This window comes from Parafrankia sp. BMG5.11, assembly GCF_004337455.1.
This window is the reverse complement of the sequence record NZ_SJXI01000013.1, coordinates 312808-328304: the sequence shown is the minus strand read 5'-3', so window position 1 is coordinate 328304 and position 15497 is coordinate 312808. Positions and strand designations below refer to the sequence as shown.

At 68.3% G+C, this 15497-nt stretch carries 17 protein-coding genes; 10 read left to right on the top strand and 7 right to left on the bottom strand.

The features are described 5' to 3' along the window. The first annotated feature begins 119 nt into the window (after window positions 1–119). Together murA and E0504_RS08570 are read left to right on the top strand one after the other, a co-directional pair. A complete protein-coding gene (murA, locus tag E0504_RS08575) occupies window positions 120–1403 on the top strand; it encodes a UDP-N-acetylglucosamine 1-carboxyvinyltransferase (RefSeq protein ID WP_131623007.1) in 1284 nt (427 codons plus the stop codon). 65 nt (window positions 1404–1468) lie between these two features. Further along, window positions 1469–1714 carry a hypothetical protein gene (locus E0504_RS08570; RefSeq protein WP_131623005.1) on the top strand — a complete coding sequence of 82 codons (246 nt, stop codon included), beginning with the start codon at window positions 1469–1471 and terminating at the stop codon, window positions 1712–1714. Between the two features lie 73 nt (window positions 1715–1787). On the opposite strand, the gene E0504_RS08565 is transcribed toward E0504_RS08570, so the two are convergent. Continuing rightward, on the bottom strand, window positions 1788–2033 hold the full coding sequence (locus tag E0504_RS08565) for a ribbon-helix-helix domain-containing protein (RefSeq protein WP_131623003.1): 246 nt from the start codon (window positions 2031–2033) through the stop codon (window positions 1788–1790). 116 nt (window positions 2034–2149) lie between these two features. Between E0504_RS08565 and E0504_RS08560 the strand changes: the two genes are divergently transcribed. Then, window positions 2150–2995, top strand: a complete 846-nt coding sequence (locus E0504_RS08560; protein WP_131623001.1) for a DUF2171 domain-containing protein — start codon at window positions 2150–2152, stop codon at window positions 2993–2995. A gap of 72 nt (window positions 2996–3067) precedes the next feature. On the opposite strand, the gene E0504_RS08555 is transcribed toward E0504_RS08560, so the two are convergent. From E0504_RS08555 to E0504_RS08545, 3 genes are all read right to left on the bottom strand, one after another. Then, window positions 3068–4066: a YihY/virulence factor BrkB family protein gene (locus E0504_RS08555; protein ID WP_131622999.1), complete on the bottom strand. Its 999-nt coding sequence runs from the start codon at window positions 4064–4066 to the stop codon at window positions 3068–3070. Window positions 4067–4196: 130 nt separating this feature from the next. Continuing rightward, entirely contained in the window at window positions 4197–4919 is a 723-nt protein-coding gene (gene phbB / locus E0504_RS08550; protein WP_131622997.1) for an acetoacetyl-CoA reductase, read from the bottom strand. 112 nt (window positions 4920–5031) lie between these two features. Further along, window positions 5032–5802, bottom strand: coding sequence for a hypothetical protein (locus E0504_RS08545; protein ID WP_131622995.1), 771 nt, complete (start codon window positions 5800–5802; stop codon window positions 5032–5034). Window positions 5803–6176: 374 nt separating this feature from the next. On the opposite strand from E0504_RS08545, the gene E0504_RS08540 reads away from it, so the two are divergent. From E0504_RS08540 to holA, 4 genes are read left to right on the top strand one after another with little or no spacing between them, the layout of a single operon-like run. Then, window positions 6177–6629 (top strand): DUF3576 domain-containing protein, encoded by a 453-nt coding sequence (locus E0504_RS08540; protein WP_131622993.1) that lies wholly within the window; start codon window positions 6177–6179, stop codon window positions 6627–6629. A 20-nt stretch (window positions 6630–6649) separates the two neighbouring features. After that, window positions 6650–9178 (top strand): leucine--tRNA ligase, encoded by a 2529-nt coding sequence (gene leuS, locus E0504_RS08535; RefSeq protein ID WP_131622991.1) that lies wholly within the window; start codon window positions 6650–6652, stop codon window positions 9176–9178. Then, window positions 9175–9669, top strand: a complete 495-nt coding sequence (gene lptE, locus E0504_RS08530) for an LPS assembly lipoprotein LptE (RefSeq protein WP_131622989.1) — start codon at window positions 9175–9177, stop codon at window positions 9667–9669. The genes leuS and lptE overlap by 4 nt, the downstream gene beginning before the upstream one ends. A gap of 10 nt (window positions 9670–9679) precedes the next feature. Continuing rightward, complete coding sequence (gene holA / locus E0504_RS08525; protein WP_131622987.1) at window positions 9680–10717, top strand: DNA polymerase III subunit delta; 1038 nt, start codon at window positions 9680–9682, stop codon at window positions 10715–10717. A 253-nt stretch (window positions 10718–10970) separates the two neighbouring features. Here holA and E0504_RS08520 read toward each other — a convergent pair whose 3' ends face one another. From E0504_RS08520 to E0504_RS08510, 3 genes are read right to left on the bottom strand one after another with little or no spacing between them, the layout of a single operon-like run. Beyond that, complete coding sequence (locus E0504_RS08520) at window positions 10971–11528, bottom strand: LptA/OstA family protein (protein ID WP_131622985.1); 558 nt, start codon at window positions 11526–11528, stop codon at window positions 10971–10973. Beyond that, window positions 11528–12193 (bottom strand): LPS export ABC transporter periplasmic protein LptC, encoded by a 666-nt coding sequence (locus tag E0504_RS08515; RefSeq protein WP_131622983.1) that lies wholly within the window; start codon window positions 12191–12193, stop codon window positions 11528–11530. The genes E0504_RS08520 and E0504_RS08515 overlap by 1 nt, the downstream gene beginning before the upstream one ends. Window positions 12194–12216: 23 nt before the next feature. Next, a complete protein-coding gene (locus E0504_RS08510; RefSeq protein WP_131622982.1) occupies window positions 12217–12837 on the bottom strand; it encodes a ribonuclease D in 621 nt (206 codons plus the stop codon). Between the two features lie 81 nt (window positions 12838–12918). Between E0504_RS08510 and ung the strand changes: the two genes are divergently transcribed. The 3 genes from ung to E0504_RS08495 all read left to right on the top strand — a co-directional run bounded on the left by ung (window position 12919) and on the right by E0504_RS08495 (window position 15484). Next, window positions 12919–13632: a uracil-DNA glycosylase gene (gene ung / locus E0504_RS08505; protein WP_131622980.1), complete on the top strand. Its 714-nt coding sequence runs from the start codon at window positions 12919–12921 to the stop codon at window positions 13630–13632. A gap of 122 nt (window positions 13633–13754) precedes the next feature. Next, window positions 13755–14603 carry a phosphatase PAP2 family protein gene (locus tag E0504_RS08500; protein ID WP_131622978.1) on the top strand — a complete coding sequence of 283 codons (849 nt, stop codon included), beginning with the start codon at window positions 13755–13757 and terminating at the stop codon, window positions 14601–14603. Then, window positions 14600–15484, top strand: coding sequence for a hypothetical protein (locus E0504_RS08495; protein WP_131622976.1), 885 nt, complete (start codon window positions 14600–14602; stop codon window positions 15482–15484). The genes E0504_RS08500 and E0504_RS08495 overlap by 4 nt, the downstream gene beginning before the upstream one ends. Window positions 15485–15497 lie beyond the last annotated feature (13 nt).

Below are 15497 nucleotides of genomic sequence, written 5' to 3'. Positions count from 1 at the left end.
GGGAAAAACGGCTTTTCTGATGGGTTTGCGCGACGTCATGGCTTCGGGGCTTAGCACCGCGCCAAGCCGGCGCAACCGGCGGCGCTTGCGACGCGGACGATTCCCGCTAGTGCGCGTGAATGGACAAAATCATCGTCGAGGGCGGCAAGCGCCTGTCCGGCTCCATCCCGATTTCGGGCGCCAAGAACGCGGCGTTGACGCTCATCCCGTGCGCGCTGCTGACCGACGAGCCGGTGACGCTGCGCAACCTGCCGCGGCTGGCCGACATCGACGGGTTCCAGCACCTGATGAACCAGTTCGGCGTCACCACCGCGATCCAGGGCAGCCGGCCGGAAGATTTCGGGCGGGTGATGACGCTTGAGGCGACCCGCATCACCGGCACCGTCGCGCCTTACGATCTGGTGCGCAAGATGCGCGCCTCGATCTTGGTGCTCGGCCCGATGCTGGCGCGGATGGGCCAGGCCAAGGTATCGCTGCCCGGCGGCTGCGCGATCGGCAACCGCCCCATCGACCTGCACCTGAAGGCGCTGGCCGCATTCGGCGCGGTGATCGAGATCGCCCAAGGGTATGTCGCGGCGCACGCACCCGATGGCGGATTGCCGGGCGGGGACTATGACTTTCCGGTCGTGTCGGTCGGCGCGACGGAGAACGCGCTGATGGCAGCGGTGCTCGCCAATGGGACCTGCCGCCTGTTCAACGCAGCGCGCGAACCCGAGATCGTCGACCTGTGCAACCTGCTGATCGCGATGGGCGCGGAAATCGAAGGGATCGGCACCTCGGACCTTACGATCCACGGGGCCAAGCGCTTGCACGGTGCCACCTACCGGGTGATGGCGGACCGGATCGAGGCGGGATCCTATGCCTGCGCGGCTGCGATCACCGGGGGCGACGTGTTGCTCGAAGGGGCGAACGCGCACGAGATGTCGGCGACGATCCACGCGCTGCGTAACATCGGGGTGCAGGTGGAGGCCGAGAAGAAGGGCATCCGCGTCACCGCGGACGGCCCGCTCAACGCGGTGAACCTGTCGACCGCGCCCTATCCCGGGCTCGCCACCGACATGCAGGCCCAGTTGATGGCACTGCTGACCGTGGCGAACGGCACCAGCGTGCTGCACGAGACGATCTTCGAAAACCGCTACATGCACGTGCCAGAGCTCAACCGCATGGGTGCCAACATCGAGACCTCGGGACGGACCGCGATCGTTCACGGCGTTCCCAAGCTGACCGGAGCCGAGGTGATGGCGACGGACCTGCGCGCATCGATGAGCCTGGTGATCGCCGGACTGGCCGCCGAAGGCCGCACCGAAGTGCGCCGGCTCTACCACCTCGATCGCGGTTATGAGCGCCTGGAAGAGAAGCTCGCGCTGGTTGGCGCGCAGGTGGAACGGGTGGGCGACGAATAACGTTCGCTTTGCCGGGATACGGACAGCCTTCCCCTGCGTTGAGCAGACAAAGGAGTTCTCAAATCATGGCACTGCTCAAACTCGCCGCGCTCGGTACGCTCGGATACGTCGGTTACAAGTATTACGAAAAGAACTTCGCGGCGCGCGAAGGTGCGCCGGCGTTTGCTGGCGGCCAGCCTGACAAGGGACATCAGGCCGTGCGCGATGCCGGGCCGGATGCGATGCGCGACGACAACGACCGCGACTGGAGCAAGACCGACCAGGCGAGCGACGAAAGTTTCCCCGCCAGCGATCCCCCGGCGACCTATTAAAGGAGCAACGGGACTGGATCGCCTCTGACGGGGCGTGAGACGGGCGGACCCTTCGCGGGTGCCGCCCGTTTTCTTATCCCTCGCCCCCTGTTCGGCCGTGCGCCACCAGCCACAACCTGATCGCGCCCGCCAATCCGCAGGGCGTGGAGGAGGCGATCCGTTCCTCGTCGATCCGGCCGACCAGTCCGTTCACGGGCATGCCTTCTCGCGCCGCCGCCTGCCGCAGCATGTCCCAGAACAGCGGCTCCAGACTGATCGAGGTGCGATGGCCGGCGATCTCGACCGAGCGCTTGACCGGCGGGTGATAGAACTGGGGCATGGCCGCCATCCTATCGCCCGCGGTCCCGCGGGGGCAAGCAGGGGGATTGCGCGCGCGGAACGCCGGGCTGCGGGCATCGTTTCGAAGGCGGGAGAAACAGCAAGGCTTTCAAAGCTATGACCAGGGACGACATCACACACGGTATGCAGGTTCTCGGATCGGACGGCGCTCTGATCGGCACCGTCGACGGGATCGAGAGCGACAGCATCAAGCTGCAACGCAGCGATTCCGCGGACGGCAACCATCATTTCGTGTCGCTCGATCAGGTGGAACGGGTGGATCAGCACGTCCATCTCAACGTCACCGGGACAGCGGCACGCGCTGGCTGGGTGCCCGCGGCAGGCGCTGCCGCCGTAGGCGCGGCCACCGGGGGCGCTGCCCATCACCCTGACGCGCATCGCGACGACGACCGCAAGGGCATGGGCTGGTTGCCGTGGGTCATCGGCGGTCTGATCCTGCTGGGTCTGATCCTGGCGCTGCGCGGTTGCGGCGATGATGACGATGCCCGGGCAACGCTGGACCAGTCGGCGGCCACCACGGCCGGGACCACGACCGCCGGCGCTGGCCCGGTTGACGAGGACGGTGCGATCCTGACCCGCGATGTCGAGGCCTATCTGGCCGGCAACGAGGCGACGCCGCGCACGTTTGGCTTCAACAACGTGTTTTTCGACACCGGCAGCGCGGCGATCCGGCCTGAAGATCAGCGCGAACTCGCCTCGTTCGCGGCGGTGCTGGCCAGGCAGCCAACGATGAAGGCCGAGATCGTCGGGCTCGCCGACGCGCAAGGCAACGCCGCGGCCAATGCCCAGCTTGCCGCCGACCGCGCCAACGCGGTGATGGCCGCGCTGGTCGAAAACGGCGTGCCCGCCGCTGCGCTGACCGCGCGCAGTGCGGGCGAGGGCAACACGGCCGGGGCGGATCAGGGGTCGCGTCGGGTCGATCTGACGGTCACCGCGCGATAAGTGAAGTGGCGTAGAAAACAGCGGCGCGCCGGGCGATCGGCGCGCCGCTTGCCTCGTCAAGGTATGCCAAGGTTACTTCCGGGACGCGGGCTCGTCGTCCTTGGACGCCACGTGGTCGGCGACCCACGCCCCCCGCTCACCCAGCGGCCGTTCCGGCCCGTCGGTGGTGTCGCGCGCGGTCTGGTGCTCCAGCTCGCTGTTAAGCTCCGCGCCGAAGATCAGGGCATAGGCAGACAGGTACAGCCACGTCAGCAGCACGATCACCGCGCTCAATGACCCGTAGGTCGCGCCATAGTTGCCGAAGTGGCTGGCATAGTACCCGAACCCGAAGGTCAGCAGCACCCACACCGCGCCGAACAACACCGAACCGGGCGTGAGCCAGCGCCACTGTGGCTTGTCGCGCGACGGACCATAGCGATACAGCAGCGCCGCCCCGGTCGCCCCGACGAGCCCGAGCAGGCCATAGGTGAACACCACCGACAGCGCCTCGATCACCGGATTGTTGGATGGCAGTGCGCCGTCCAGGAAGCTCATCGCGCCGATGCCCGCAATTGCCGCCGCTGCGCCGACAACTGCTGCGGCGGTCATCGCGAGTGCGAGCAGGTTGAGCTTGACGAAGCCGCGGCGCTCTTCCTCTTCATACGCGATGTTGAGCGCGTTGATCGCGCTGCCGGCGGCGTTGCGCGCGCCAAACAGGGCGATGGCCAGCGCGAGCAGGAGGCCGAGGCCTTTCTTGCCCGACGACGTCTGCACCACGTTCACCAGCTGCTCGGCAATCAACTGTCCCGCGTCTCCTGGCAGGACCTGGACGATCTGGCCGATGTGCGCATTGACCGTCTGCAGATCGGCGATAAGCCCATAGGACAGGGCCGTCGCACCGAGCAACGGCACGATGGCGAGGAACACGTAATACGATACGCCCGCGGCGATCAGTCCCACGCTGTCCGCCGACGATTCCTTCCAGGTCCGCACGAACACGGTCTTCCAAGCGCCTGCGGGCATCCTGGCCGGAGACGTCGCCTGGCGCCCTTCGTCAGTCGTGTGGTCGGCAGCAGTCACGGCGTCGCTCATGCGAGGGAAGCGGGGCAGGGCGCGTTGAATGACGCTGTCGGCAAAAGCATCTCCTTTGGCATGGGTGTCCCAAGGAAAGGCTTCGGCAGGCGCCGCGTTCCCATCGGCGGCGGAATGCGGCCGCTGGGGTTCAGTACATGTGCTGGCCGCCGTTGATGCTCAGCGTGGAGCCGGTGACGAAACCGCCGTCGTCGCTGGTCAGGAACACCACGCCGCGGGCGATCTCGGTCGCCTGGCCCAGCCGCCCGACGGGGATCTTGGCGACGATTTTTTCCAGCACGGGCGCGGGCACGGCGGCAACCATGTCGGTGTCGATATAGCCCGGCGCGATGGCGTTGACGGTGACGCCCTTTTTGGCGCCTTCCTGCGCCAGCGCCTTGGTGAAGCCGTGGATGCCGCTTTTCGCCGCGGCATAGTTCACCTGCCCGTACTGGCCCGCCTGGCCGTTGATCGAACCGATGTTGACGATCCGCCCCCAGCCGCGTTCGACCATGCCGGGGAAACATGCCTTGGCCATGTTGAAGCACCCGCCCAGATTGATGCGCATGACATCGTGCCAGTCGTCATAGCTCATCCGCGCTAGCGTGCCGTCGCGAGTGATGCCGGCGTTGTTGACCACGATGTCGACCGGGCCGACATCCTCCGTCACGCGGATGCAGCCCTCGATGCAGGCGTGGTGATCGCCCACGTCCCACCTGTACACGGCAATCCCGTGCTCGTCGGAAAAGGCCCGCGCCGCGTCGTCGTTGCCGCCGTAGTTGGCGACCACGGTGCGCCCTTCCGCCTTCAACGCGAGGCTGATCGCCTTGCCGATACCTCGGGTGCCACCGGTGACGATTGCCACGCGTGCCATGCAGGATCCTCTCGATGTGTTTCTGTTATGCCGTCAGCCTAAGCGAAGCCGGCCGTGACGCAACAAAAACCCCCGCTCGTGCAGGGTGCAGTTGCATACCATGTGACAGGGTTCAGAAGCGGAACTTGGTTCCGACGTAGACGGCCTGATCGTCCCGCACCGCATCGGTCAGCGGGGCGACCCGGTCGCGCTCCTGGCTCAGGCGGACACCGGCCGTGAGGTTGAGATTGCGCGACACGCGGTATCCTGCGCCCAGATCGACCACCTGCTCGCCCGCGCCTTCCAGCGTTCGGGGGCTGCGGCCCGTGCGGCTGTCGCTCTCCAGCGCGATGTGCGGCTGCAGTCGGCCCGGCGCCTCGGCCACGCCGCCGCGCGGGCGGAAGCTGGCAAGGTCCGGCATGGCGATCTGGTTGAGCCCGAGATCGGCGGTCGAGGTCTTCGCCGGCTTGGCGAACGTCTGGTAACCGCGCGACATGCCGAGGTTGTAGCGGGTCGGCGCCAAGGTCGACAGCGGCGACGGACCCGCGCCCACCTCTCCCTTCACCGCCGCGGCCGCGGTGCGCACGGATACCGCGCGCGCTTTATCGGGGTCGAGGCGAATCGCGACCGTGACCGTCTGGTCGGCGGCAGAGCCCGCAGGCGTCAGGCGGAACTGCTGGGAGCGCGCGGCAATCCGTGCGGCGACCTGGCGTGCGATCACCGAATCGCCATTGGGCGGAATGAACGGCGCGGCAGCGATCGTGTCGTCACGCGGCGCGGTGATCGCGGTGACCGCGAGGCCGGCGGTCGGGAAAGCGCCCAGCACGACAGCGGCAACCGTCAGCGCGGGGCCGATCCGGTCCCGTCTATCGAGCTTGCCTGCCTTGTCCTTCGCGCCTGACACCGCTGCGCCCCTTAGTAAAACTACGTCGACCAAACCCTGCGTTCGTGCGCGGACATGAGCCCCGCGTTGTGAACGTCCGCTGAGCCATCCGGTTTCGCCGGATACCGACTCGCTGCAGTCAAACGTACGATCACGCCAGAGACTATGCCCCCGCCCCCGTCTTGGCCAGCCTTTCCGCCGTTCGGGTGTCACGGCTGGTGAAGCCGTTGCAACCATCGCACCACCGGCAGCGGCCACAAGATTAAGCGGCGGTTCACGGGCGCAAGCCACTGAGCGGCGGCAGGACCCGCCCCGCGTGCCACTGGCGCCGCTTGCCGATGCCCGGCGGTCGGACTAGAGGGCACAGCATCACTGCCTAAGGACGTTTGCCGAGCATGACCGCCATTTCGCGCCCGATTCGCACTGCCCGCTTCGCCATCGCGGCCGCCGCCCTCGGCGCGCTCGCTGCATGCACTGGCGCGAACGAGCGGCCCAAGGCGGATCTCGCCGCCAGCCAGGTGACCACGATCGGCGTCAATGCCTATCTGTGGCGCGCGGCGCTGGAAACCGTCAGCTTCGCGCCGCTGCTGCAGTCCGACAGCAATGGCGGGGTCATCGTGACCGATTGGTACACCAATCCGCGCGATCCCAACGAACGGGTCAAGATGACCGTCTCGATCCTCGACCGCGATCTGCGCGCCGATGCGGTGCGGGTCGCCGCCAGCCGCGAAGTCGCGCAAGGCGGCCAGTGGGTCGCGGCTCCGGTGCAGGCGGCCACCGTTCAGCGCCTTGAAGACATTATCCTGACCAAGGCCCGCGAACTGCGCCGCCAGGCGATCGCCGGCTAAATCTTTCCGGAGTAGTCCCGATGACAGATCAGCGCTTCGATCCGTCCGTGGCGGACGGGCGCTGGCAGCGCGCCTGGGAGCAAGCCGGGACGTTTCGCGCCGACAGCGCCAGCAACAAGCCCAAAAGCTATGTCCTGGAGATGTTCCCCTATCCGTCGGGGCGCATCCACATCGGGCACGTGCGCAACTACACGATGGGCGACGTCCTGGCGCGCTACAAGAAGATGCGCGGGCACGAGGTGCTGCACCCGATGGGGTGGGACGCGTTCGGCATGCCGGCGGAAAACGCGGCGATGGAACAGGGGGTCCACCCCGGCGGCTGGACCCGCGCCAATATCGCCAACATGAAGGCGCAGCTCCAGCGGATCGGTTTCGCGCTCGACTGGACCCGCGAGTTCGCCACCTGCGACCCTGAGTATTACGGACACGAGCAGGCGCTGTTCATCGACCTCTACAAGGCGGGGCTGGTCTACCGCAAGGAGAGCGAGGTCAATTGGGACCCGGTCGACATGACCGTGCTCGCCAACGAACAGGTGATCGACGGCAAGGGCTGGCGCTCCGGCGCTCAGGTGGAGCGGCGCAAGCTCAACCAGTGGTTCCTGCAGATCACCCGGTTTGCCGACGAACTGCTCGACGGGCTCGGCAGCCTCGACAAATGGCCCGACAAGGTCCGGCTGATGCAGGAGAACTGGATCGGCAAGAGCCAGGGGCTGCAGTTCGCCTTCGACCTGTCGAACGGCGAGAAGCTGGAGGTCTATTCCACCCGGCCCGACACGATCTTCGGCGCCAGCTTCGTCGCGGTCGCGCCCGATCACCCGATCGCGCAAGGCGTGGCCTTGACCAACTGCGACGCCGGCAAGTTCATCGAGTTGTGCAAGCGCGGCGGGACCACCGCGGCCGAGCTGGAGACGGCCGAGAAGCTGGGCTTCGACACTGGCATCGGCGCGGTGCATCCCTTCACCGGCGAGCACCTGCCGGTGTTCATCGCCAACTTCGTGCTGATGGACTACGGCACCGGGGCGGTGATGGGCGTGCCCGGCCACGACCAGCGCGACTTCGAATTCGCCACCAAGTACGCGCTGCCGATCCCGCGGGTGGTGGCGTCTTCGGCCGCAGAGGCGGACTTGCCGTTCAGCGGCGCTGCCGAGAGCGGCGACGGGGTGATCGTCAACTCGCAGTTCCTTGACGGGATGAGCGTGGGCGACGCCATCGCGGAGGTGATCGCGCGCGCCGAGCAGGGCGGCTGGGGCCAAGGCAAGACCGTCTGGCGGCTGCGCGACTGGGGCGTTTCGCGCCAGCGGTACTGGGGCACGCCGATCCCGTTCGTGCACTGCGCCACGTGCGGCGTCGTGCCGGTCAGCAAGGACCAGCTGCCGGTCGTCCTGCCTGACGACGTCGATTTCACCACGCCCGGCAACCCGCTGGAACGGCACCCGACGTGGAAGCACACGACCTGCGCTGAATGCGGCGGCGCGGCGGTGCGCGAGACCGACACGCTCGACACGTTCGTCAATTCCAGCTGGTACTTCCTGCGCTTCGCCAGCCAGCCGGCGGACAAGCCGTTCGACCGGGACGAGGTCGCCGCGTGGTTGCCGGTGGAGCAGTATATCGGCGGCATCGAGCACGCGATCCTGCACCTGCTCTACGCCCGGTTCTGGACCCGCGCGCTGGCGCACTTGAAACTGATCGACTTCGCCGAACCGTTTGCCTCGCTGTTCACCCAAGGCATGGTGACACACGAGACCTATTCGCGCCGGGTTGCCGGCGATGCGGGCGAGCGCGAGGTGTTCTACAGCCCCGGCGATGTGCAGCGAACCGCTGCGGGCGCCACGCTGGCGGATGGCACCCCGGTGACGGTGGGCCGGGTCATCAAGATGTCCAAGTCGAAGAAGAACACGGTCGACCCGGACGAGATCGTCGCGCGCTATGGCGCGGACGCGGTGCGCTGGTTCATGCTGTCCGACAGCCCGCCGGAACGCGACCTGCCGTGGTCGGAAGCCGGCATCGAAGGCTGCTGGCGCATGGTCCAGCGGCTGTGGCGCCTGTTCGGCGACCATGCGCCGGACGCTGAGGGCGAGGACAAGGCGCTCGCCCGCAAGCTGCACCAGACGTACGCCGCGATCGCCGGCGATATCGAGGCGCTGAGCTTCAACAAGGCGGTGGCGCGGATCTACGAACTCGCCAGCGCGGTGGACAAGGCCCCGCCGTCGGCCACCCGGAGCGAAGCGATCCGCGGATTGGTGCTGCTGGTCGCCCCGATGATGCCGCACCTCGCCGAAGAGGCCTGGGCACGGCTGGGCGAGAGTGGGCTGGTGGCCGATGCCGACTGGCCGGCGGTGAACCCTGCGCTGCTGGTGGAGGACGAGGTGACCGTCGCCGTGCAGGTGAAGGGCAAGCTGCGCGACACGCTGACGGTCGCCAAAGGGCTGCCCAACGCCGAACTGGAGGTGCTTGCGCTGGCGTCGGAGAAGGTCCAGCGTTCGCTCGATGGGGCTCAAGTGCGCAAGGTGATCGTGGTGCCCGACAGGTTGGTGAACATCGTCGCATGACGCGGCTCGCACTTCTCGCAGCGGCCCTGCTCGGATTGTCGGCGTGCGGTCTGCAGCCGATGTACGCCGGTGGCGGCAACGGCGCGGTCGCGCGGGGGCTCGGCGCGGTCGAGGTGCCGGCGATCGAGGGGCAGGCGGGCTGGCTGGTGCGCAACGCGCTGGTCGACCGGCTGGATGCGGCAGGCGGTGGCGCGGGGGCGCGTTACCGGCTCGATGTCCGCCTGGATGACCGCCTGGAAGGGCTGGGCGTGCTGTCGGACGACACGGTCGGGCGCGAACGGCGCACCCTGCGCGCGCGCTATCAGCTGGTCGAACTCGCGTCCGGTGAGATCCTGCTTGATGCGACCGCCGGGTCAGATGCGGGGATCGACGTCGTGTCGAGCGAGTACGCCACCATCGCCGCCGAGCAGACCGCGCTCGAGAACCTGTCGCGCGAGGTCGCCTCGCAGATCGTCACCCGGCTGGCGCTGACGCTGCGCAGCCGCAGCTAGCCGCGCGGCCGTGAAGGCGACGCAAAAGGATTTCCTCGCCGTCGCCCCGCGCGCGGTGCGTGCCGCCAAGGTGTTCTTCTTCTGCGGTCCTGACGAGGCCGGCGCGGCCGCGGCGGCCCAGCGGATCGCCGACCTGCTGGAAGAACCGGGCGAACGGGTCGAGCTGTCGGGCGCGGACCTGCGCAAGGATCCGGTGCTGCTGGCGGACGAGGCACGCTCGACGTCCCTGTTCGCGGGCGCGCGGCACATCGTGGCGCGGGTCAGCGGCGACGAGGCGCACGATGCGCTCGCCAACCACGTCGCGGCGATCGATGCTGGCGAAGGCGAACCCTGCCCGGTGCTGGTGGTGGCGACATCCGCGACCGACAAGGCGCGCACCGCCAAGCTGCTGGAAAAGCGCGGCGACGCGCTGGTGGCCATGTTCTGGCCGCCGGACCTTGCCAGCGTGCGCGATGCGGTGCGGACGATGGGGGACGAGCTCGGCCTCAAGCTTTCGGGGGAGATGGCGGAGCGCATCGCCCGCGCGGCGGCGCTCGATGTGCGGCTCGCGCAGTCGGAAGTGACCAAGCTGGCGATCTACCTCGATGCCGTGCCGTCCGCGCCTGTGGCGGCGGACGCGGAGGCACTCGACGCGATCGGCGCGCGGACCGAGGATGACGGGTTCATGCCGCTGGTCAACGCGGTGCTGGCCGGGCGCACTGCGCGCCTGTCGAGTGAACTTCACCGGATGCGCGAGCTGTCGCTCAATCCGGTCGGCCTGCTGCTCGCGTTCGAGCGGCGGGTGGCGCAGCTTGCCCAGCTCAACGCCCGCCTGGGCCCGCGCGAAGAAGCCGCGGCGTTCGTGAGCAACGAAGCCCGCGCGCGGCGGGTATTCTGGAAGGACGAGCGAGACCTTGCCGACCAGCTTGGCCGCTGGAAAGGGCCGCGCATGGCCCGGCTCGTCGCGCGTCTGGTTGAGCTGCACCGGGACCTGCTGGCCAATAGCGCCGCGGGCGAAACCCTGCTGGCGCAAGCGCTGGCTGGGATCGCGCGCGAAGCCAACCGCTGACCGTAAATATCGGCGACGGGCGGGCTTCGCTCACCCTCTTCCGCCCTGCAGCGCAATGCCGTAACGATGCGTCTGGCTCGAGCGAGGGACTTCGCGAATGGACATGCCCATTTCAAGCCGATCGCCGCCCATCTTAGCGCCTGGCACACGGCCGCTCGCGCGTTCGCTGGAACGCCGTCGCTTGCGGATTTACCTGCTATGAGTGCTGGTGCACCGCCAGGCGTTCTAGCCAGCCAAGCAGCCGGCAAGCGCGCTAGTTGCTCTGCGGTACGCTGAAGCTGCCGCTGACCCGCCCGCTGCCGCTGTTCGTCACCGCGCCCGTGACCGACGACGAACCGTTCGCGCTGCCGTCGACGCTGGACACGCCGCTCTTGAGGTCGATCACCAGCCGCCCGCCATTAAGGGTATCGCTGCCCCGGTTGAGGCGCACGTTGCCGGCCAGCGTGATGACCCGGCGATTGAAATCGTACACCGCGACCTGCCCCGATGCGCGTTCGTCGCCGCGGGTGACGGTGACGCCGCCGGTCGCCAGGATTCGCTGGATCTTCAGGCTGCCGGCATCGGTGTAGTTCACCTGCGTGCGCGCCGCCTTCAGCCGCAGCCCGGCCTGGGTGATGTCCACGTTGCCCGACAGCACCACGCGGTTCTGCCGGTCCTGCAGCTCGATCCGGTCGGCCGCGTAGTTCACCGGTGCGTTGGAGTTGTGCCCGGCGATCGCCTGCGCGCCCGCCTGAATGCCCGCCAGCGCGCATAACGTAAGGGTGAATGCGCCCATGCCCCAGCGGGCGGCTGTCTTTGCGTGGGTGTTCATTACGGCATCCTCAGCTTGCCCGGAACCATGTTCAGCCGTGCGTTACCATCGAGCGTCACGGTGCGCGCGTCGAGATCGGCGCGAAGGCTGTTGGCCGAAAACGTGCCCGCCGGGATCGCTCCCGATACCCCGCCGCTGCCGACGAGCGCCTTTTCCGGCAGATCGATCCGCACGCCGCGGGCGGTCATCCGGTAGCCATCGGCGGCGGTCACTTGGACCCCGGCCGGCGCGGTGACGATCTCCTCGCTGATATCGTACTGGCCGGCGGAAGCGGTCACGCTGGCGGGCCCGTCGCGTAGCAGGATGCGCGCGACGATGTCCTGCAGCCTGACGATCCCTTCGACGCTCGATTTCTGGACCGCCTCTCCCGCGGTGAGCGAGAACGGGCGTCCCTGGGTGTCCGACCCGCGATACATCGCATTGTCGACCCGCAGGCGTTCGCCGATGATCGCGACTTTCGTCCGGTCGAGCAGGAAGCTGATTTCACCGCGCGGCGACAGCGGGGTCACGATCATCAGCGCCGCGATGACCCCGATGCCCATCGGCAGGATTTTGGCCAGCAGCGACACCAGCCGATCGTGCGATCCCCCGGGCGCGGCGAAGCGGCGGCGGGTGCCGCGGAGCGCCTTGGCCTGCTGGGTTTCGATGCGTTGCGGGGTGGCCATCGGGCAGCTCTAGCGCGCGTACATCAATCGTGGCTGAATATGTCGCGGTCGGGCCACCCGGCCAGGTCGAGCAGGGCGCGGGTCGGCAGGAAATCGAAGCACGCCTGCGCGATGTCCATCCGCCCTTCGCGTTCCAGCCGCACGCTCAAGACCTCGCGCAAGCGGTGCAGGAAGCGGACGTCGGACGCGGCATATTCGCGCTGCGCTTCGTTGAGGTCCGGCCCGCCCCAGTCCGACAGCTGCTGCGCCTTCGACAGGTCGGCGGCGAGCAGTTCGGACACCAGGTTCTTCAAGCCGTGACGATCGGTGTAGGTGCGCACCAGCTTGCTGGCGATCTTGGTGCAGAACACCGGCGCGGCCATGAACCCCAGATAGTGATAGATCGCCGCCAGATCGAACCGGCCATAGTGATACAGCTTCAACCGGTTCGGATCGCCGAGCAACGCCTTGAGGTTGGGCGCATCGTAGCGGCTGCCGGGGTTGAAGCGCACCAGGTGCTCGTCGCCATGCCCATCGCTCAATTGCACCACGCACAGCCGGTCGCGGTGCGTGATCAGGCCCATCGTCTCGGTATCGACGGCGATCGGGCCATCGGCGAACGGGAGCCCGGCGGGCAGGTCTTCTTCGTGGAAATGAACGGTCATGCGCCGCTGGCCTTAGGCTCATCGGGGATAGAGGGAAAGGGGCGCTGGCGGGGCGGGGCGCGGCGGCCTAGCGAGCGGCGCATGGGCGGCGAAACGATCCCTCAAAGCTGGCGCGGCGTGCTGGAGCCGGTCATGACCGCGCCCGCAGCGCGCCAGCTGGACGCCTGGCTGCGCGCCGAGGAAGCCGCGGGCAAGACGATCTACCCCCCGCGCGGCAGCCGGCTGAGGGCGCTGGAGCTCACTCCGCTCGAATCGGTCCGCGTGGTCATCCTGGGGCAGGACCCGTATCACGGACCCGGCCAGGCGATGGGGCTGTCGTTCGCGGTGCCCTCCGGCGCGGCGTTGCCGCCGAGCCTGGTCAACATCTACAAGGAACTGGAGAGCGATCTGGGCATCGTGCGGCCCGCGATTGGCGACCTGTCGGGCTGGGCGCGGCAGGGCGTGCTGCTGCTCAACGCCAGCCTGACGGTGGAGGACGGCAAGGCAGGCAGTCACGCGGGCCAGGGGTGGGACGCGCTGACCGATGCCTGCGTGGCGGCGGTGGCGGCGCGGGCCGAGCCGTCGGTGTTCATCCTGTGGGGTGCCCATGCCCAGGCCAAGGCCGCGCGCATCGCGGCGCTGCAGGGCGATACCCGGCACCTGGTGATCCGCAGCCCGCATCCCAGCCCGCTGTCCGCCTATCGCGGTTTCTTCGGATCGAGGCCGTTCAGCCAGACCAACGCGTTTCTTGCCGAGCACGGCCGCGGGACCATCGACTGGCGCTTGGCACCCCCCGACGCGACCGAATCCGCGTAACCGGCGCGCGCGTGGGGACGGGGCGCCGAGAGAGGACCGGCGCCCGCTTGCAGGAAATCGCTTTGTTACCGGCGGAATGGGAGATAGCCCGGCTCCGGTCCTGCTTCGGAGTTGCTGCCCCAATGAATCGCCTCGCTGCCGCCTCGCTCGCCTTGCTGATCGCCGGTTGCACCGCCGCCGTTGCCGCCCCGCAGAGCGCGCAAGCACCCGCAACCGCTGCTGGTGCACAACGCGCCGCGTTCGACATGGGGCCGGCGTACCTTCCCGGACCGCTGCCGGCAGGGGAGACGCTGGTCGGTGCGCCGCCCGCTGCCGGGAGCCAGGCGCTCCAACATGACGAGGCGCTGAGCGCCGCCGGGCTGGCGCTGCAGGGTTCGGCGCGATTCAGGCTCGCCGCAGCCGATGCCGATCTGGGTCCGGGGGCGGTGCCGGGTGCGTTCTCGTGCGCGGCGGACGTGGCGATCTCCGACCGTGCGACCCCGGCGATCATGCACCTGCTGCGCCGCGCCACCGCCGACTTCGGCACCTCCACCAGCGGGGTGAAGGCGCTCTACAACCGCCCACGCCCCTTCACCGTCAACAACCGGCCGACCTGCGTGCCGAACGACGAGGGGGCGCTGCGGAACAACGGGTCGTACCCGTCCGGTCACAGCGCGATCGGCTATGGCGCGGGCCTGCTGCTCGCCTCGGTGTTCCCCGACAGGGCGGCGGCGCTCACGCGCCGCGGGATAGAGTTCGGCGAGAGCCGCCGGGTGTGCAACGTCCACTGGGACAGCGATGTCGCTGCCGGCCGCGACTTTGCAGCGGCAACATTTGCCCGGCTGCAGTCGGACCCGGCGTTCCGAGAGGACCTGGTCAAGGCACAGGCCGAAGCGCGGAACCTGATCAGCGCGGCCGCGCCTGGCGCACAGGCCTGCGCGGCCGAAGCCGCGGCGCTGACGGGCGGGCGGAATGAGGCGCCGGGCTCGTGATGAAGCCGATCCATGTTCTCGCTCTCGCGCTCATGGGCGCGCCGGCCGTGTCCCAGGATCGCGAACCCTCGCGGGAGCAGGATCAGATCGTGGTCGTCGGCGAACAGAACCAGCCGAAGAAGCAGCGCGAGGAAATCCAGGAGTTTGTCCGCGCGCTTTCCACCGAGGAGTGGGATAGCCCGATGACCCGGTTCGAAAAGGTCTGTCCGGGGGTCCTCGGTCTTTCCCCGGCTCAGAACACCGCGATCGTCGCGCGGATACGCGCGGTCGCGGCCGCTGCCGGCATCGCGGTGGGGGACAAGGCCTGCCAGCCCAACCTCCGCATGGTCGTCGTCCCCGACAAGGACGAGATGCTGCAACTGCTCAAGAGCAAGCATCCGGTGCTGTTCCGGGACTACGACGGCCGGCCGGTGGAGATCGTCAAGGAAGACGGCCCCGCCACCGCCTGGCACGTCAGGGAAAGGCTCGATCGCCGGGGCAACACGCTGGAGCCGAGCGAAAGTGGTGTCACCTATGTCGACTTTGACGGCGCATCCCCGCGCGTGCTCGCCTTGTACCGCCCGGTGGCGATGGGCTCGATGATCCTGATCGAACAGAAGGGGCTGATCGGCCTCACCACCACGCAGATTGCCGACTATGCCGCGATGCGCGCCTTCACCACCATCTACCCTCACCGCCTGTCGCGCAGCAACGCGCCGACCATCCTGCGCGTCATGGATAGCCGGATCGGTGACGTTACCCCGCTCTCGCTGACGCAGTGGGACTTCGCGTTTCTGAAAAGCGCATATTCCGTCCCGCCCTACAGCTACTCCAGCTCCCAGCGCAGTCGCATCCGCCGCGCCATCGACAAGGAGCTGACCGCGGACGGCAGCCGCAAGTAGCAGCCTGCGGCAG